Origin of the sequence: Methanospirillum hungatei JF-1, assembly GCF_000013445.1 — an archaeon.
GTDB classification, from domain to species: Archaea; Halobacteriota; Methanomicrobia; order Methanomicrobiales; family Methanospirillaceae; genus Methanospirillum; species Methanospirillum hungatei.
In genome coordinates, this window is record NC_007796.1 from 1,984,769 (window position 1) to 2,002,354 (window position 17,586).

Sequence of the window (17,586 nt, forward strand, 5' to 3'; positions counted from 1 at the left end):
TCACCCTCACTCAAGAATCAAAACCGAAAAATTCTATTATCTTTAATTAAGAGTTCTATTAACCGGTCTTTATATTCTGGTGCATTGAGATGGCATTATCAAATTACGACAGAGTGGGGAGGGCAATGGATCAGCTCAAAACCGGACTTATGCGGTTTGTTGAGCGGGAAATGAAATCTGCATATGGTGAAACCTGGCAGGAGATGGTTACAGATATTCCTCCACGGGATGGCTGGGTGGATTACTGGGATGTCCAGAAATTGCTGCTTGTCATGTGGGATCAATGGGCAAAGGTCTTCTCACAAATATTAGGTCATACCGAGAGAAGCCTTGTTTCAGAACTCAGGGAGACCAGAAACCAGTGGGCCCACCAGAAACCATTCTCTACGAATGATACTCTTCGTGCCCTCGACAGCACCGCCCGCCTTCTCAATGCAATATCAGCATCTGCAGAACATGCCGAAGTGGAAAAGATGCGAATGGACCTCCTTCGACTCCAGTTTGAAGAGATGCGAAGGAATGAGATGCGAAAATCATCATTCCAACCAACCGAAGGAAAACCAATGGGGGGCCTTAAACCCTGGAGGGAAGTCATCACCCCTCACCCTGATGTAGCCTCCGGGCGATATCAACAGGCTGAATTTGCCGCTGATCTCTGGCAGGTATACCTGGGAGAAGGATCTGATGAATATAAACACCCGACAGAATTCTTCCGCCGGACATTCCTGACTGAAGGACTCAGACAACTTCTCGTGAAAGGTCTGGAGAGACTTGCGAATAATGGCGGAGATCCAGTAGTTGAATTACAGACGAACTTTGGTGGGGGGAAAACCCACTCAATGCTTGCACTCTGGCATATCTTTTCCGGAAGTCCGGCATCAGACCTTCCGGGGGTTGAAGAACTCCTCAAAGATAGAGCCGTAACAATACCTCATAATGTCAGAAGGGTCGTTCTTGTGGGTACAAAGATATCGCCCGGTCAGCCGGTTACAAAACCTGACGGCACTCTAGTCCGGACCCTCTGGGGAGAAATTGCATGGCAACTTGGCGGCAAAGAAGGCTATGCAATGGTCAAAGAGGATGATGAAAAGGCGACCAACCCTGGAGACCGGCTTCGTGAACTTTTTAACAGGTACTCTCCCTGTCTTATCCTTATAGATGAATGGGTTGCCTATGCCAGACAACTCCATGAAGGAACCAATCTTCCGGCTGGAACTTTTGAAACACAATTCACCTTTGCCCAGGCCCTTTCTGAATCAGCAAAGGCCGCAAAAAACACCATGCTCGTGGTCTCAATACCGGCATCTGACAACGAAATTGGTGGAGAATGGGGGAAAAAGGCACTTGAGCGGTTGAAGAATGCAATCGGGAGGGTAGAATCTCCCTGGCGTCCGGCAAGCCAGGATGAGGGATTTGAGATCGTCAGGCGTCGTCTGTTTCAGCCACTTACCCATGAGCAGGCAGTCCACCGTGACGCAGTAGCCAGGGCATTTATTGATTTTTACGGAACTCACACTACGGAATTTCCGATTGAATGCCGGGAAGGGGAGTATGAGCGACGGATAAAGATGGCATACCCCATTCATCCAGAACTCTTTGACCGGCTCTATAACGACTGGTCAACGCTGGACAAATTCCAGAGAACCCGTGGTGTCTTACGGCTCATGGCTGCAGTCATCCATTCCCTGTGGGAGAGACAGGATGCCAATCTCCTCATTATGCCTGCAACGGTCCCGATTGATGATTCAAATGTTCAGTTTGAATTGACCAGGTACCTTGAAGACCAGTGGGTCCCGGTCATTGAGAAAGATGTTGACGGGCCACACTCTCTTCCGCTCAGTCTTGACCGGGATAATCCAAACTTAGGGAGATTCTCTGCATGCAGGAGAATAGCACGTACCATTTATCTTGGTTCAGCCCCGACTATCCGGGCATCAAATCGCGGCATCGACGAAAAACGGGTGAAACTTGGATGTGTCCAACCGGGAGAGACGGTCCCGACATTTGGTGATGCCCTCCGAAGACTGACTGATAAGGCAACCTATCTCTATGTTGATGGAACCCGGTACTGGTATTCCACACAACCCTCTGTAACCAGAACGGCTGAGGAACGGGCTGAAAGAAAATCTCCTGAAGATGTATGGGATGAGATTCAACAGAGACTGAACAAACACGCGAGAACACGAGGGGATTTTTCAAAAGTTCATGTCTGTACGCGGTCACAAGATATCCCGGATGAACGGGATGCCAGACTCATAGTACTGCATCCTAAATTTGCACACACCGGACGAGAAGATTATAGCCCTGCGATTGAGGAAGCAACAAATATTTTGTCTTTTCGGGGTTCAAGTCCTCGAACGTACCGGAATACTCTGGTGTTTTTAGCTCCTGATTCGACCAGACTCTCTGACCTGGAAAGTGCGGTGAGATATTATCTAGCCTGGAGTAGCATTCTCCATGATCAGGAAGAATTAAACCTAGATAACTTCCAGAAACGGCAGGCAGAGACGAAGAAGAAATCAATGGATGATACCATTGAGGCGAGAATTCCTGAGACATATCAATGGCTCATAGTTCCAACTCAGCCAGATGTAAGGGGAGAGATTGAATGGGAAACTCTTCGCCTGCAAGGGCAGGATGAACTAACCATCCGGGCTTCAAAGAAGCTGAAAACTGATGAGATGCTGCTTACCGAAATGGGAGGAGTCCGACTACGACTGGAGTTAGATAGGGTACCATTATGGAGAGGAGATCATGTCTCAATCAAACAACTTATCGAGGATTTCGCAACATACCTCTATCTTCCACGATTAAGAGATGAACAGGTCCTCATATCAGCGATTAAAAATTCTCTGAACACTATATCAGTTAATCCTGATACTTTTGTGTATGCTGCCGGTTTTGACGCTGAGAAAAATGAGTATCTGGGACTCCAGTTCATGGCAAATGGGGCGGTTTTCTCTGATAGTATGAGCCTGTTAGTAAAACCGGGAATTGCACAAGCACAGTTAGAAAGAAAGGAAAAATTAATCATTGATGACTCAGGAAACCTAAAGCCAATAAATAATCCTACTCCCGAAACTGATGGGGGAGGCATTCCAACTAGAATTAATCCCCCATCTCCTGTTGTAAAACCAAAGGTATATCATCGGTTCCATGGGCATGTCACGGTTGATGCAGAACGGGCAATACGGGACTTTGGTACCATAAAAGAAGAAATTATCAATCAATTTACAAGCAAAATTAAAACAAAAGTTAAGATTACAATTTATATTGATGCGGATATAGAGAATGGTGCAGACGAAAAACTGATTCGGGATGTATCCGAAAATTGTAAAATATTACATTTTGATGCCTGTGAGTTTGAAGATTAACTTTCAGTTTCTTATGGATATATCCAATATAACTAGGAATACTTAGTGAAAAACTATTTCAGTTGAACAAAAAATCTTTGTTTAATCACTCCTTTACCCTGATCTCACTGCTGCCTGAGCCATTTTCTTTTTCACTTTCTTCCGTTCAATCAATTTCTTCACTTTTTTCAATCTGAACAGATCTTCCCGTTCCCGCTCCTCGATACTGAACCGGATATACTTAGCCTGCTCTTTCAGTTCCGGAATAATAATCTGATCCAGGGCATTCACCCGTCTGCGGTTCATCTGGATCTCATTCCCGATCCGGCGGAGAGTCGTCTCGGTCTCGGCAAGCCGAATTATCATATCCATCTCGGCCTCGAACTTTTCAGCCGCTTCATTTATCCGGCTGCTGGTCCCGATAAGCCCGTATCCCCGCTGCATGACGTTCAGGGCAACACTCTTCTTCTGGATAACCGGAACCGGGACTCCCATGATATTCTTCCCGGATATATCAACCATGATCTGCCGCTTGGTTGCATAGGAGGCAGATTTAACCGCAATCGGATCATCTACCGCTTCAGCTACGAGGAGGGCAAGATCGGCCTCGATGGCAAGTTGTTCAAGCCCTTCCCGTGATTCTGAAAAATTGACCATGATCTTAAAAAATTCCTGGATGAGAGCCTCCATCTTCTCTTTGAGGAGGTCACGGCCCTGCTCTGCCAGCACGATCTGGGACCGTTTTTTCATCAGCTCCATCCGGGTCGGGTGCACCTGCTCCATGGCCTACCCTCCGGATATGATAAGAGTCCGGTATTTATCGATATACTCTTCCTTAATCCGCTTCAGCTCCTCATCTGGCAGCAGGCTGAAGAGTTCCCAGGCGACCTGCAACGTTGTCTCAATGCTTCGCTCAACGTTCCCCTGTGATATAAACCGTTTCTCAAAGTGATCAGCAAACTTGAGATAATTCCGGTCAAGCTCCGAGAGTGCTTCTTCTCCGACAATGGCAACGAGTCTTCGAAGGTCCCGCCCATAGGCATATGAAGCATATAGCTGATCTGCCACATTCCGATGATCCTCACGGGTCTTACCTGGCCCGATTCCCAGGTTCATGAGCCGCGAAAGACAGGGGAGAGCATCAATGGGCGGATTAATCCCTTTCCTGAACAGATCACGGGAGAGTACAATCTGCCCCTCAGTGATGTACCCGGTCAGATCAGGCACCGGATGGGTGATATCATCATCCGGCATCGTCAGGATCGGGATCTGGGTGATCGAACCGGTACAGCCCTTGATACGACCGGCCCGCTCGTAAATGGTTGCAAGGTCGGTGTACATATACCCCGGATACCCGCGACGACCAGGAATCTCCTCCCGTGCTGTTGAGATCTCACGAAGAGCATCGCAATAATTTGTCATATCGGTCAGGATGACCAGTACATGCAGATTGTGTGTATACGCCAGGAACTCAGCAGCAGTCAGAGCACACCGGGGCGTTGCAATCCGTTCAATCGTCGGATCATCGGCCAGGTTTAAGAAGAAGACGACCCGTTCAAGGGCTCCGCTCTCTTCAAACTCCTTCATGAAGAATGACGCTTCCTTGTAGGTGATACCCATCGCTGCAAAGACCACGGCAAAGTTCTCACCCTCACCAAGAACCTTTGCCTGTTTTGCAATCTGGGCAGCCAGCTGATTTGCCGGAAGTCCTGCACCTGAGAAGATAGGAAGTTTCTGTCCCCTGACAAGAGTGTTTAATGCATCAATTGCCGATATACCGGTCTGGATAAACTCGGCAGGTTTGTCACGGGAGTAGGGATTGATCGGCATACCGGCGATATCGAGCCGTGCCTCCGGAATGATTTCCGGACCACCATCCCGTGGCCGTCCGACCCCGTCCAGTACCCGACCAAGCATATCATAGGAGACATCAAGAAGGGGTGACTGGCCGGTAAACCTGACCGTAGTCACATGGCTATCTATACCCCGTGTCCCCTCAAAGACCTGGACAACTGCAATATCCTCTGAAATATCAAGAATCTGGCCGGTCCGTGCCTCACCATCCGGAAGAATGATCTGTGCTGTCTCTCCAAACGAGATCTCCTTGGGCCGTTCAACAAAGATCAGGGGACCTGATACATAATTGACCGTCTGGTACTCAACCGTAATCAGGCTGCCGTGCTGCATGTCTGCACCTCCAGGTTTTCAGTCTGTTCCCAGACAATATCACTCAGTCGTTTCAACCGGTCCAGATCCCTCTGCTCTTTCATCCGTGCTATCTCTGACCGTGCCGGGATGGAGAGGAGCTGACGAAGCGGGACATTCCGTCTCATGGCTGCACGGATTGCATCATAATACCAGATAATGATCTTCAGCATCCAGTACTGTTTTTCAAGCGGACAGAATGAATCATCATCACTGTATGCACTCTGCTGCAGGAAATCTTCTCGGATGATCTTTGCAATCTCAAGAACGACCTTCTCCTTGTCAGGAAGGGCATCAGGCCCGACAAGCTGCACGATCTCCTGCAGTTCTACTTCCTTTTGCAGAATATACATCGCCCGTCCCCTGAACTGGTACCAGTCTCTGGCGACCTTCTCCGAAAACCAGTCCTCGACATCCTCCAAATACAGGGAATAACTCCGGATCCAATTTACCGACGGGTAATGCCGGCGGTATGCAAGATTTGCATCAAGTGCCCAGAATGTTCCGGCAATACGAAGAGTATTCTGTGTAATCGGCTCTGAGAAGTCCCCGCCTGGTGGTGATACCGCCCCGATGATCGTCACCGACCCGGTCTTCTCCTCCGAACCGGCACAGATGACACGCCCGGCCCGTTCATAAAAGGCAGCAAGACGGGTTGCAAGATAGGCAGGATACCCTTCTTCCCCTGGCATCTCCTCAAGCCGTCCTGACACTTCACGAAGTGCTTCACCCCACCGGGACGTTGAATCGGCTAGAAGTGCAACATCCATGCCCATGTCCCGGTAATATTCAGCGATAGTAATCCCGGTATAAATGGATGCTTCACGGGCAGCGACCGGCATATTTGAGGTGTTTGCTATCATGATCGTCCGCTCAATCAGGGGATAGCCGGTCCTCGGGTCGGTCAGTTCTGGAAACTCAGTCAGCACATCAGTCATCTCGTTGCCCCGTTCACCGCACCCGATGTACACAACCACCTGGGTATCTGCCCATTTCGCAAGAGTCTGCTCAGACACCGTCTTTCCGGTTCCAAATCCGCCCGGAATCATGGCAGTCCCACCCTTTACCAGGGGGAACATGGTATCAAATACCCGCTGACCGGTGAGCAGGGGAACCTCCGGATCCAGTCGTTTGACAAAGGGCCTCCCTTTCCTGACCGGCCACCGCTGAAGCATGGTTATCTCGGTCCCGTCTGCAAGGGTACATACTACATCGGTTACGGTGAACTCTCCAGAAGCGATCGTTTTTATCTCGCCTGATACGCCGGGTGGGACCATGATCGAATGGACCAGATGAAACTCCTGGACCGTTCCAAGAACATCACCGGTCTGGACCATTTCACCAGCTTTCTTCACCGGATTAAATGCCCATCTCTTCTCCCGGTCTAGGCCGGGGACCATGATCCCCCTGCTGATATAGTTCCCGCTTTTCGCATACAGGGCAGGAAGCGGCCGCTGTACCCCGTCATAAATAGATGCCAGCAGACCCGGACCCAGCTCGACGGAGAGCGGAACACCGGTATTCTCCACCGGTTCGTGGATCATAAGACCGGTGGTATCCTCATAGACCTGGATGACTGCCTCATCACCTTCAAGGCGGATAATCTCACCGGGAAGAGCAGCCCTACCCACCCATACCACATCATACATCCGCGATCCGGTCATATTCCTGGCAGTAATCACCGGCCCTGAAATCCTGGCTATTGTTCCGGTAATCATATTAGCTCCTCATTACCACATTGTATCCAATTGCTCTCCGGAGCAGCCGTTCCACATATCCGCTCACTTCATCGCCTTTTCGTGGTGCAGGAATCGGGATGATGACCGGGTGATAACACCGCTCAACCTGTTCATACAGACTCTTGTCAAGATTGGCCAGGTAATCCTCCCTGATGGCAATTATTCCGGTCTCCTCTTCGTGAAGGAGAGATGAAAGAACTCTGGATGCTTCAAAGGAATCTTCCACCTCAAGGACATCAGATCCGGCAAGACGAAACCCGGTTGCTGATTCCGGATCAGTGATGACGACGACTTTATACATACACCATCTCAGCCTCCATATCTTCAGGGGGGATCAGGGCATTTTTACACCGGGCGATGATACGCAGGTTCATTATCTCGGTGTATTTTGCCCACAGATACCCGATAACCACCGTCACCGACAGAGGATCCCCCCGGTATAACCTGACTGCATGTCTGATGAGATATTCATCAAGAAGATGCTGGTACGTGGATATTTTAACTGTATCGCCTTCGGTGCTTCGAAGATCAGAAAGAAACCGGTACGGAGTCTCTTCAAGATATTCAATGAGCGATGCTATGGAGCCAAGATTTAATAGCATTTTGAGCTTCTTTCGGTTGAAGACCTTTCCACCATCCAGAAGCATTGGCTGAGCATCTTCAGGATCCACATGATCCCGAAACATCATCAGGAGTGATTTAATATTGATAAGATCGATTTCAGTTCCGATAATCTCACGGATCTTACGCTCTTCAACAGATTTGCCACCGACAAGAGAAAGAGCCCGCTCATAATAGAACCGGTCCAGGGCATTTTCCAGTATGAAGAGATCTCCCTGAGCATTATAATCAGGAAATGCCTGGGTGAGGGGTATGGCATAGGGGACTTCCCAGGTTGCCAGAAGATCAATGACGCTTTTGACATCCGGCTGTTTTAAGAGTTCAGATAGGAGTGATTCATCAAATTCTCCAGCTGGAACCAGATTCTCCCGGATCTGCATGGTTGGCACTTTAATCCTCTTTCCACGCAGAATGGTTTTTAAATTGTGAATATCCCATCGGGAAGAAAAGATGAGGATATACCGCTCTCCTTTCTCTCCCTGAAGAAATTCCGAGATCTTCTGAATCGTTCTGATAAGATTCAGCCGGAGAGCTTCCTCTATCCCGCTCAGCCCGGATTTTCCGACAAGGGCACGCTCGAGATCCTCATGATATGAAGTCTCTTCCAGGGCAGTTATCAGGGAACTGATGTCAGGCTTTAAAATCAGGTTGCTTAAACTTTTTTTATCAAGCAACCGGGAGTACATACCCCGAATCCTGGCATTGACATACCCGCTATCCATCAGGCCCTCCAAGAATCAGGTTGATAATCTCAAGGGTAGACGTATCCCTGATCCGTTCCATTCTGCTTTCCAGGGTGTTATATGCACGAATCCTGCCATCTGCAGATGTTCCGGATAATCCACCAATTGTCGTGATATCCTGCATAATATCACAAACTATACCGGTTTTTTTGAGTACATCACTGCAAATTTTCGAATCTGCCGGATCAATATGAAGAATGATTTCTTCTCCAGCAAGGGCGGAAATAACCTCACGAGTCAGCCGCTCATACAAAGCAGGATATGATGGATCAGACCTGATTCCGGAGATCTTCTCTTTGGAACGGGAAAACGCATCATCAATGAGTTTTTGTCTGACTGCACTGATCCTTTTCTTCACTTCCTGTTTCGCAAGGAATTTCTGGCGGTTATTCTCCAGAATCAGGTCCCGTTTCGCTTTCTCCAGGTATTGAGCATGGATGGCAGATGATTCTGTCTCTGCTTCCCGAAGAATTGCCTCCACTTCTCGTTCAGCATTCCGGAGAACTTCCTGTTTTTTCTCCTCGGCTGCTGATTCTATGGACTTGATAAGGTCTTCGTATGCCATTCTTCGCTCACCTTCTGCATCACCTGGGTAGCAGCTCTCTTCACTCAACCATAATGATGATCATTGCCGCTACGACAAAACCAAGAATAACCAGTGTTTCCGGAATTGCTTCAAGAACAATCACCGTACCGGCCGATTCAGGTCTTTCGGCCACGGTTCCGGCTCCGGCAGCACCAATCTTTGACTGAGCGATTCCTGTGGCAATTGCGCCTCCTGCAAAGGCGATTGCTGCGCCAATGGGGACTTCCCATCCTGTCATGATAACCTCCATCGTTTACCTTATCCTGTGCAGATTTATATATTGTGGTTTGTCTGTCAAAAGAAAGAGAATGGAAAAAAAGAATCAGAGTCTCTCTTTTCCAAATGGCTTATACGGAACGCCTCCGCCTTCATAAAACTTGGAGAAAAATTCCACGACATGCAATCTCAGTGAGTGAATTGACGGACTGAACATGGCGAGGAAAATATTGAGTGTATGAAGGAGAATAGCGACAATAATTCCCAGAACAAGGATACCCAGCTCATGCGAAAGACGGTTCGCCACTAAAGCCAGAATAACTGATGCAAGACCTATTGCCATCAGACGGGCATAAGACATGATATTTCCAATAGTCCCCATCACTTCTATGACTCCCCTGCTTCCTCCGCCATAGATGAGACAGCCAATCGAAGCCAGCATCAGCGCGATTACGGCAAATGTTACCGACCCAGGTACATGACCGGCATATGCACCAAGTAAGAGAAGAATTCCAGATAACAGTCCGAGCATCCCGGCTTTTTCGATGATATGCCTGGTTTTATGGTGTCGGTACGCATTCAGAATCCCTAGGGACAAACCCAGGAACACATGAAATACCCCGATACCAATGGTCAGTATCAGAAGAGGGATGATGGCTTCTATCCGATTCCAGGTGATCCCGAATAGCGTGATGGGATGAATCCAGCCCATGTGTTCCCCAAGATCGCCAAAAAACTCTCCATAGAAATATCCGAAAATCATCGTCGGGATAGATGAGATCATCAGGATACTCATGAGCTGACAGATCCAGGGAATCTCCCTGAATTTATACCGGACCGCCAGGCTGAAACACAGGATTACCAGTCCATACCCGATATCTCCCACGATGAGCCCGAAGAAGAGGGGGAAGAAGATTGCTATCAGAGGAGTGGGGTCTATCTCCCGGTACATAGGCGGTGTGACCAGGTTCATGAAGAACTCGAAGGGTTTTGCCCAGAATGGGTTATCGAAGAAGACCGGAGCATCATCATACCGTGATGGATCATCGGGGAGTTCATGAACGACAACCGACTCTCCAAAACTCTCCACGAGGGCCTTTTTTGTTGCCGGTAGAAATTTCTTCGGTATCCATCCCTTTACCACAAAAGTGTACTCAGTCTGACCAAAGTGTGAATATGCGGATGTCTCTTCAAGAAAATCGGTGAGCAAAATTTTCAGGGTGACGAGATCTGCATACCACCTGGTCGAAATATCACGAATTTTTGCCTCTATTTCAGTAATTTCTGTACGGATTGCATCCTTGTCTGCCTGTATGAGAGTCAGGGCGTCATCCAGAGGCATATTCGTATACTCCTGGGGTATCCGGACTTCATTCACATTTTTGGAATAGAGAAAATCATGAACTTTATTGGCATATTTTTTACTGAAGACCGTAATGACTGCAATGTTTTTCTCATCAAGATCAGCACTGATAAACTCAAACTGGTTTTTTGTGATTTCGGAGAGAAACGGGTGAATAATATCGAGAACCGATTCAAATTCCTTCTGAATAATCAGGATCGTGACTTCAAATCCCTCAAGAGTAGGGAGTTGCTGCTCAAGGGGAGAGATCTTCCGTATGATCTTCTCATATCTAAGCAGGGTCGTATACCGGACATCAAGGTCCCCCTTTCTGTTTTCAAGTGACCTGAGTTTCTCCTCGAGTGAATCACAGATTGTTGTTGCAGTAACTACAAGATCTTTAAAGGGGAGACTTGCGTATTTATCAATAAAAGGGCTTTTGTTATGCTTTTTTGAGTCAACCGGAGTAAGGATCTGGATCTGTCCCCTGATTCTGATGAGAAGAGAGGATAACTCTTCAGTATGAAACGTATCAAGAGGACGTACCACCATGCCATCAGGGATATCAGTCTTTGCATCTTCAAGATGAATGGAACCTGCCTGGTACAGTACATCAATAATACGCTGATAGTCTTTTTTCGGACCTACCACCAGGATTCTCATCATCTTTTGCAGCATGTTATCCCAGGATCATCTCGATTATTCTGTTCACCGCATTATCTACTTTTTTCTCTCCTGTCTTCAGAATTTTATCTGCTTCAGCTTCTCCCGCTGCAAGAATCGAACTGATCTGTACAGCAAGTTCATCAAGCCCGCTCTGCATGTACTGTGATGCCTCCAGAGCTCCTTTTTGTTCTGCATCCTCCCGCATACTCCGTGCCCTGACCCGTGCATCATGAATCCGGGTTTCAGCCTCTTTACAGGCAATATCACATTGACCTTTCAGCTCTGCTTCTTTTCGTGATATCTGATCCAGCAATGAGTGTTCAGTCTCCATACTCTTCCCCTTTCCCATAAAGCCAGGCTGAAACCCGGCAGTTTAAGAATCAGGAATGCCCGTATATGTCACAAATACCAATATTAAAGACCGTATTTGCTCTTCATTCTCCGGGTCATCCCATAGCTGTCGGTATCTTCAAGATGCTTTTTACAGGGCGGACGGCTAGCGGCTTCGAGTATTCGATCCTCGCACCGTTTCATTGCAATCTGCTTGAGCTCGAGGATCTTTTTCATATCTGGTACAGCCATACCTATCACCCCGTGTCATGTGAGATAGTGACCTTTTACTATCACATAATATTTAAGAGTAGTACTCCATGTATCCATCAGTGAATAACAACATTTCTATCACCTATCGATACCAGGCCTTTGTATGGTTTTCAAATCTCTCCCGGAACAGATAATATATCCAATTCGCAATAGTATATCAGGAAAATGTCATCTTCATCTAAACCAAAAGCATCTTCACCGGATCAAAATACTCCAGAAGAACCGCTCTCCTTTGAAAAAGTCTGGCTCATGTTCCAGGAGACAGATAAGAAATTCCAGGATACAGATAGAAAATTTAAGGAGACTGACCAGAAGTTTAAGGAAACTGATAAAAAACTAAACAAACTGGAACGTTTATTCGTATCCCAATGGGGAACACTCGTAGAATCCCTGGTTGAAGGAGATATAATTTCGATTCTCAATCAGCGTGGGATAGAAGTAACTGACACCATTAAACGCAGATCCGGGCGGCGTGACGGTGTTGATTACGAGTTTGATATCATCGCGATCAACGGAACTGAAATAGTAATCGTGGAAGTAAAAACCACCCTCCGACCCGAAGATATCAGAGATTTTTTGAATAAACTAAAATATGCGAAGACCTGGATGCCCGAATATTCTGACAAGCGGGTGTACGGTGCGGTTGCATTTATATCAGAAGACGCCGGTACTGCAGCAATGGCTGAGAAGAATGGGCTGTTCGTGATCCGTGCAACGGGTGACAGTGCCAGCATAGTAAATACAGATACCTTCATTCCAAAGGTCTGGTAGGCACCCATTCAGTGTGAGGTTAAACATATGTTCAGACGAATTCTGTTTCCAACTGATTTTTCAGATTATGCACGGCGTGTCATGGACTGCATCGCAGATCTCCCCGGCGTTGAGGAGGTTGTGCTGGTTCATATCGTAGGTACAGATAAACCGGCTTCTTTGAGAGGAGATATCACATCAACTGCAAAGAACCGGATAGAGACTGAAGCATCCCTTTTAAAAAGTCTCGGTATTCCATCCATCAAATCTGAAGTTCTTGTTTCAGAATCTATCGCCTCAGGAATTGATGATGCAGCGACACGAAATAACTCGACCATCATTGTCATGGGTGCCAGGGGAAAAAGCATCATCAAAGGTCTGCATCTGGGGAGTGTTACCCACCGGATCCTCCATGACTCAAAGAAGAATCTCCTGATCATGAGGGGGCAGATAATTGAAACCCTATCTGGAGAGAAGTTTCAGAAGTACTGCCCCCTGATCTTTTCACGGGTCCTGGTTCCGGTTGATCTTACCCCTGAATCATGGACAGCGGTCGAACAACTGGCGAAGATTCCTGATGTTGGAGAGATCATTGTTGCCTTTGTGATCTCACGGGGTGAGACTGAACGGGAACTTGAACGTATCAGAATCCAGGCAGAACAGGACATTCAGGAGAGATGTAAACAGATTCAAACTGCCGGAGCAGAGATCAGGCATCGTATCCTTGAAGGCGATCTTGTCAGCCGGATACTGGATTATGCACAGGAGGCGGATGTCTCCCTTATCAGTACCGTGCCAACAGAGAAAGGATTTTTCGCCGAGATGCTCCATGGAAGTTTTTCATGTGAACTGGCACGGCTGGCAACAAAACCGGTTCTTGTCATCAGAAGATCATAACAGATTGGAAGTCTGATCTCCTCCCCTCTCCTTCCGCTCCATGTTCTGCTTCATCCGCTTTCTTCTGAAGAGGTCCTCCCGCTCCCTTTCCTCAAGCCTGAACTCAATATACCGCATGGTCCGCACCAGCCGGGGAATGACAAGATGCTCAAGGGCATTCACTCGTCTTCTCGTTTTGTTCATCTCAAGCGAGATTCGATCCACCCTTCCTTCAAGTGACGCATAGGTGATAAGGGACTCTAAAACCGATTCATACCGGAGAGCTGCCTCATCAACCTGCCCGGACGTACCTGCCATGCTATATCCCCGCTGGGTCATGAAATACCCCGTCACGTCAGGCATAGAGATAACAGGAACATGGACACCCATAACCTGGGAAGCGGTGACCGTAGGCTCCGGGATCTTTCCACAGGCTGCAGCCAGTTCTTCAAGTCTGACCCATCCGGTCATGATCCCTGCCAGTTCAAGTGCATTATAGGCAGCCTGCAGTTGATCCTGGATTGAAACAGCCATGGTTTCCAGCTCTTTTGTGAGGCGTGCATGCTCAATGACGAGGGCATCCAGCTTCTCCTGCAGGATATCCCTGCCTTTGCGGGCGATCTGCTCACGTCGTGAGAGCCGTATCAATTCCAGCCGCGTTGGCCTTACCCCGGCAATTACGGCCCTTTGCATTCCAGAATCTCCTCGCCATGATAGTACATTTTGATAAACTCAGTGCTGATCCGCTTCAGCTCAGCCTTTGGAAGAATTGACAAAAGGTCCCACGCAAGGGTGAGCGTGTCATCAAAAGAACGATCCTCGTATGATGCCTGCCTGATGAAATCATTCTCAAACCGGTCACAAAACCGGATATAGAGTTTATCAAGCGGCGTCAGCCCCTCTTCTCCCATAACTGCTACGAGACTTTTCAGCCTGATACCCCTGGCATATGCAGAGTAGAGCTGGTTTTTCACCTCAGCATGATCGGCCCTCGTCCTGCCTGGGCCTATCCCTCCCTGCATAAGACGGGAGAGACAGGGGAGGACATCAACAGGCGGGTAGATTCCTTTCCGGTGAAGATCCCGTGAGAGAACAATCTGGCCTTCGGTGATATAGCCGGTCAGGTCAGGGACCGGGTGGGTGATATCATCGTCAGGCATTGTCAGGATGGGAATCTGGGTAATAGAACCTTCCCTCCCACGAATACGGCCGGCACGCTCATAGAGAGATGCAAGATCGGTATAAATATACCCTGGATACCCACGTCTGCCCGGAACCTCCTCCCTCGCTGCTGCAATCTCACGAAGTGCTTCACAATAATTGGTGAGATCCGTAAGCACCACAAGGACATGCATACCCTTGTCAAAAGCCAGGTATTCTGCGGTGGTAAGGGCCAGCCGTGGAGTTATAATCCGTTCAATGGCCGGGTCATCTGCCAGATTGAGGAAGAGAACCGTCCGTTCCAGTGCTCCGCTCTCCTCAAACTCCCTGATGAAAAAGGCCGACTCTTCATAGGTAATACCCATCGCAGCAAAGACAACCGCAAACTTCTCTGCCTGACCGGTCACTTTTGCCTGTCGTGCAATCTGTGAAGCCAGCAGGTTATGGGGAAGTCCTGCTCCGGAAAATATGGGAAGTTTCTGACCCCGGACCAGAGTGTTCATACCATCTATGGATGAAATCCCGGTCTGAATGGAGTCGCGGGGATGTTCACGGGCAGACGGATTTATCGGAGATCCGTAGATATCACGGATACATTCAGGAATGACCGGGCCGCCACCATCTATTGGCCGGGCACTCCCATCAAATGTCCTCCCAAGCATGTCTGATGACAGGGATATCTTCATCGGCTCTCCCCTGAACCTGACTTGTGTCTTCTCGGTATCCAGATCCCTCGTCCCCCGGAATACCTGCACCATGGCCCTGGTCGTTGTTGTCTCAAGCACCTGGCCGATTCGGACCTCACCGCCGGGGAGCGTGATCTCTGCTATCTCACCATACCCGATCCCCTCGACACCGTCAAGAACCATGAGCGGACCGACCACCTTTGACACTCCGGTATAGGTCCGAAATCTCAGATCGGTCATAAAACCTCCTTCAGATCCCGTATCGCGTCCGTATCACGGGCTATACTTTCAAAGAGCGGATCCTCCTCTTCAGGGGATGCAGTGCCCATTCTTGCAAATGATTCAATGACAGGAAGACCACGGAGCCGTGAGACAGAAATCCCGGTTTCAAGAGCTCGTTCTGCCTGGGAGAAGAACGTGAAGATGGCTTTTAACATACGATATTGTTTCTTCGGGCCGGTAAATGTATCAAATTCATCAAAGGCATACTGCATGAGGTAACTCTCCCGAAGGATCTCGGCCTTTAAGAGGAGCAGACGGTCAGATTCAGGAAGTGTTTCCGGACCGACCAGGCGGATGATCTCCTCCAGCTCATTCTCCCGTTGTAATATCTCCATCATCTCCTGCTTCATCCTGATAAACTCCGGGCCGATATGCTCCTCCCACCATATCCCGGCGATAGGACTGTACAAAGAGTAAGACATGAGCCAGTTGATCGCAGGAAAGTGCCGCTGATACGCAAGATCCGCATCAAGTGCCCAGAATACCTTGACAATACGAAGCGTGTTCTGAGTGACCGGTTCTGAAAAATCTCCACCCGGCGGGGAGACCGCTCCGATTACCGAGATGGATCCCTCATGATCCCCTGACCCAAGCAGAGACACCCTGCCGGCACGCTCATAAAAGTCAGCAAGCCGGGAACTCAGGTATGCAGGATAGCCTTCTTCTCCCGGCATCTCTTCAAGCCTTCCGGATATTTCACGCATCGCCTCTGCCCACCGTGATGTCGAGTCAGCCATAAGGGCAACATGGTACCCCATGTCACGGTAATATTCAGCAATGGTAATCCCGGTGTATACCGATGCTTCACGGGCTGCTACCGGCATGTTACTTGTATTTGCGATAAGAACCATCCGGCTGCTCAGGGCATGACCAGTCCGGGGATCCTTGAGGGTCGGGAACTGTTCAAGAACATCTGCCATCTCATTACCCCGTTCCCCGCACCCGATATAGATGATAATGTCTGCATTGACCCATTTTGCCAGCTGCTGCTGAACGACCGTTTTTCCCGAACCAAAGGGACCGGGAATAGCAGCAGTTCCCCCGCGGGCAAGAGGAAAGAGGGTGTCGATGATCCGCTGCCCGGTCAACAGCGGCTCCACAGGGTCCAGACGTTCACGAACCGGCCTCGGGTCTCGCACCGGCCAACGCTGAATCATGGTGAGTTCTTTCTTCTCCTCTCCGGTATCAAGGATGACAATGGTATCAGTAATGACGTATTCTCCCTGTTCTGCAATGAAATGTATAGTACCAGACAGGCCGGGCGGGATGAGAATATAATGATTGACCGATACCGACTCACGGACGCAGCCGATCCGGTCACCTTCCCGCACCATGTCACCAGACTTTGCAAGAGGATAGAACCGGTATTTTTTTGTCCGGTCCAGAGCCGGAGCAGAGGAACCCCGTTCGATCATATCACCGGTATTCTTCAGGATCTCTTCAAGGGGCCGCTGGATTCCGTCGTACATGGTGCCGATAAGTCCCGGACCCAGTTCAACCGACAGCGGAAGATAGGTTCTGACTACCGGCTCACCAGGGGTAAGACCGATCGTCTCCTCATAGACCTGGATGGTGGCACGGTCCCCTTCAAGAATGATGATTTCACCGATTAATCCGTCATTTCCTACCCTCACCGATTCATACATCCTGCTGCCGGCCATTCCTTCTGCTTCAACCACCGGACCGGTTACCCGGATAATTACACCGTTTTTCTCACCCATGGTATCTGTCTCGTTGTGTTTTTTCCATTGTTTTTC

The 17,586-nt window shown here is 48.8% G+C and carries 16 protein-coding genes; 3 read left to right on the forward strand and 13 right to left on the reverse strand.

The genetic code is table 11. The annotated features are described in order from the left end of the window. Positions 1–125 precede the first annotated feature (125 nt). Positions 126–3,374, forward strand: coding sequence for a DUF499 domain-containing protein (locus MHUN_RS09170; RefSeq protein ID WP_204222940.1), 3,249 nt, complete (start codon positions 126–128; stop codon positions 3,372–3,374). A gap of 93 nt (positions 3,375–3,467) precedes the next feature. Here MHUN_RS09170 and MHUN_RS09175 read toward each other — a convergent pair whose 3' ends face one another. The 10 genes from MHUN_RS09175 to MHUN_RS18995 form a co-directional block, all read right to left on the reverse strand. Further along, complete coding sequence (locus MHUN_RS09175; protein ID WP_011448742.1) at positions 3,468–4,136, reverse strand: V-type ATP synthase subunit D; 669 nt, start codon at positions 4,134–4,136, stop codon at positions 3,468–3,470. A 3-nt stretch (positions 4,137–4,139) separates the two neighbouring features. Further along, positions 4,140–5,540, reverse strand: a complete 1,401-nt coding sequence (locus tag MHUN_RS09180) for a V-type ATP synthase subunit B (protein WP_011448743.1) — start codon at positions 5,538–5,540, stop codon at positions 4,140–4,142. After that, positions 5,522–7,276: a V-type ATP synthase subunit A gene (locus MHUN_RS09185; RefSeq protein ID WP_011448744.1), complete on the reverse strand. Its 1,755-nt coding sequence runs from the start codon at positions 7,274–7,276 to the stop codon at positions 5,522–5,524. The genes MHUN_RS09180 and MHUN_RS09185 overlap by 19 nt, the downstream gene beginning before the upstream one ends. 1 nt (position 7,277) lies before the next feature. Beyond that, on the reverse strand, positions 7,278–7,598 hold the full coding sequence (locus MHUN_RS09190) for a V-type ATP synthase subunit F (protein ID WP_011448745.1): 321 nt from the start codon (positions 7,596–7,598) through the stop codon (positions 7,278–7,280). Next, positions 7,591–8,640 (reverse strand): V-type ATPase subunit, encoded by a 1,050-nt coding sequence (locus tag MHUN_RS09195; RefSeq protein ID WP_011448746.1) that lies wholly within the window; start codon positions 8,638–8,640, stop codon positions 7,591–7,593. Before MHUN_RS09195 ends, MHUN_RS09190 begins: the two co-directional genes overlap by 8 nt. Next, a complete protein-coding gene (locus tag MHUN_RS09200) occupies positions 8,633–9,274 on the reverse strand; it encodes a V-type ATP synthase subunit E (RefSeq protein ID WP_204222942.1) in 642 nt (213 codons plus the stop codon). Before MHUN_RS09200 ends, MHUN_RS09195 begins: the two co-directional genes overlap by 8 nt. After that, the gene (locus tag MHUN_RS09205; RefSeq protein ID WP_048067948.1) at positions 9,267–9,485 is read right to left on the reverse strand and encodes an ATPase; all 219 of its coding nucleotides are present in this window, start codon (positions 9,483–9,485) and stop codon (positions 9,267–9,269) included. Before MHUN_RS09205 ends, MHUN_RS09200 begins: the two co-directional genes overlap by 8 nt. A gap of 84 nt (positions 9,486–9,569) precedes the next feature. Beyond that, a complete protein-coding gene (locus MHUN_RS09210) occupies positions 9,570–11,471 on the reverse strand; it encodes a V-type ATP synthase subunit I (RefSeq protein WP_239441516.1) in 1,902 nt (633 codons plus the stop codon). A 13-nt stretch (positions 11,472–11,484) separates the two neighbouring features. Further along, complete coding sequence (locus MHUN_RS09215) at positions 11,485–11,802, reverse strand: V-type ATPase subunit subunit G family protein (RefSeq protein ID WP_011448750.1); 318 nt, start codon at positions 11,800–11,802, stop codon at positions 11,485–11,487. 83 nt (positions 11,803–11,885) lie between these two features. Then, on the reverse strand, positions 11,886–12,053 hold the full coding sequence (locus tag MHUN_RS18995) for a hypothetical protein (RefSeq protein WP_158498201.1): 168 nt from the start codon (positions 12,051–12,053) through the stop codon (positions 11,886–11,888). A gap of 186 nt (positions 12,054–12,239) precedes the next feature. Between MHUN_RS18995 and MHUN_RS09220 the strand changes: the two genes are divergently transcribed. Further along, positions 12,240–12,845: a hypothetical protein gene (locus tag MHUN_RS09220; RefSeq protein ID WP_011448751.1), complete on the forward strand. Its 606-nt coding sequence runs from the start codon at positions 12,240–12,242 to the stop codon at positions 12,843–12,845. A 27-nt stretch (positions 12,846–12,872) separates the two neighbouring features. Then, complete coding sequence (locus MHUN_RS09225; RefSeq protein WP_011448752.1) at positions 12,873–13,721, forward strand: universal stress protein; 849 nt, start codon at positions 12,873–12,875, stop codon at positions 13,719–13,721. On the opposite strand, the gene MHUN_RS09230 is transcribed toward MHUN_RS09225, so the two are convergent. From MHUN_RS09230 to MHUN_RS09240, 3 genes are read right to left on the reverse strand one after another with little or no spacing between them, the layout of a single operon-like run. Then, a complete protein-coding gene (locus MHUN_RS09230) occupies positions 13,716–14,393 on the reverse strand; it encodes a V-type ATP synthase subunit D (protein ID WP_011448753.1) in 678 nt (225 codons plus the stop codon). The two genes, MHUN_RS09225 and MHUN_RS09230, sit on opposite strands and share 6 nt — an antisense overlap. Then, on the reverse strand, positions 14,378–15,787 hold the full coding sequence (locus MHUN_RS09235; protein WP_011448754.1) for a V-type ATP synthase subunit B: 1,410 nt from the start codon (positions 15,785–15,787) through the stop codon (positions 14,378–14,380). Before MHUN_RS09235 ends, MHUN_RS09230 begins: the two co-directional genes overlap by 16 nt. Further along, positions 15,784–17,550 (reverse strand): V-type ATP synthase subunit A, encoded by a 1,767-nt coding sequence (locus tag MHUN_RS09240; protein ID WP_011448755.1) that lies wholly within the window; start codon positions 17,548–17,550, stop codon positions 15,784–15,786. Before MHUN_RS09240 ends, MHUN_RS09235 begins: the two co-directional genes overlap by 4 nt. Positions 17,551–17,586 lie beyond the last annotated feature (36 nt).

Coding starts and splice junctions, on each gene's coding strand:
- MHUN_RS09170 (WP_204222940.1), top strand. CDS start 126: ATGGATCAGCTCAAAACCGGACTTATGCGGTTTGTTGAGCGGGAAATG.
- MHUN_RS09175 (WP_011448742.1), bottom strand. CDS start 4,136: ATGGAGCAGGTGCACCCGACCCGGATGGAGCTGATGAAAAAACGGTCC.
- MHUN_RS09180 (WP_011448743.1), bottom strand. CDS start 5,540: ATGCAGCACGGCAGCCTGATTACGGTTGAGTACCAGACGGTCAATTAT.
- MHUN_RS09185 (WP_011448744.1), bottom strand. CDS start 7,276: ATGATTACCGGAACAATAGCCAGGATTTCAGGGCCGGTGATTACTGCC.
- MHUN_RS09190 (WP_011448745.1), bottom strand. CDS start 7,598: ATGTATAAAGTCGTCGTCATCACTGATCCGGAATCAGCAACCGGGTTT.
- MHUN_RS09195 (WP_011448746.1), bottom strand. CDS start 8,640: ATGGATAGCGGGTATGTCAATGCCAGGATTCGGGGTATGTACTCCCGG.
- MHUN_RS09205 (WP_048067948.1), bottom strand. CDS start 9,485: ATGACAGGATGGGAAGTCCCCATTGGCGCAGCAATCGCCTTTGCAGGA.
- MHUN_RS09210 (WP_239441516.1), bottom strand. CDS start 11,471: ATGATGAGAATCCTGGTGGTAGGTCCGAAAAAAGACTATCAGCGTATT.
- MHUN_RS09215 (WP_011448750.1), bottom strand. CDS start 11,802: ATGGAGACTGAACACTCATTGCTGGATCAGATATCACGAAAAGAAGCA.
- MHUN_RS18995 (WP_158498201.1), bottom strand. CDS start 12,053: ATGGCTGTACCAGATATGAAAAAGATCCTCGAGCTCAAGCAGATTGCA.
- MHUN_RS09220 (WP_011448751.1), top strand. CDS start 12,240: ATGTCATCTTCATCTAAACCAAAAGCATCTTCACCGGATCAAAATACT.
- MHUN_RS09225 (WP_011448752.1), top strand. CDS start 12,873: ATGTTCAGACGAATTCTGTTTCCAACTGATTTTTCAGATTATGCACGG.
- MHUN_RS09230 (WP_011448753.1), bottom strand. CDS start 14,393: ATGCAAAGGGCCGTAATTGCCGGGGTAAGGCCAACGCGGCTGGAATTG.
- MHUN_RS09235 (WP_011448754.1), bottom strand. CDS start 15,787: ATGACCGATCTGAGATTTCGGACCTATACCGGAGTGTCAAAGGTGGTC.
- MHUN_RS09240 (WP_011448755.1), bottom strand. CDS start 17,550: ATGGGTGAGAAAAACGGTGTAATTATCCGGGTAACCGGTCCGGTGGTT.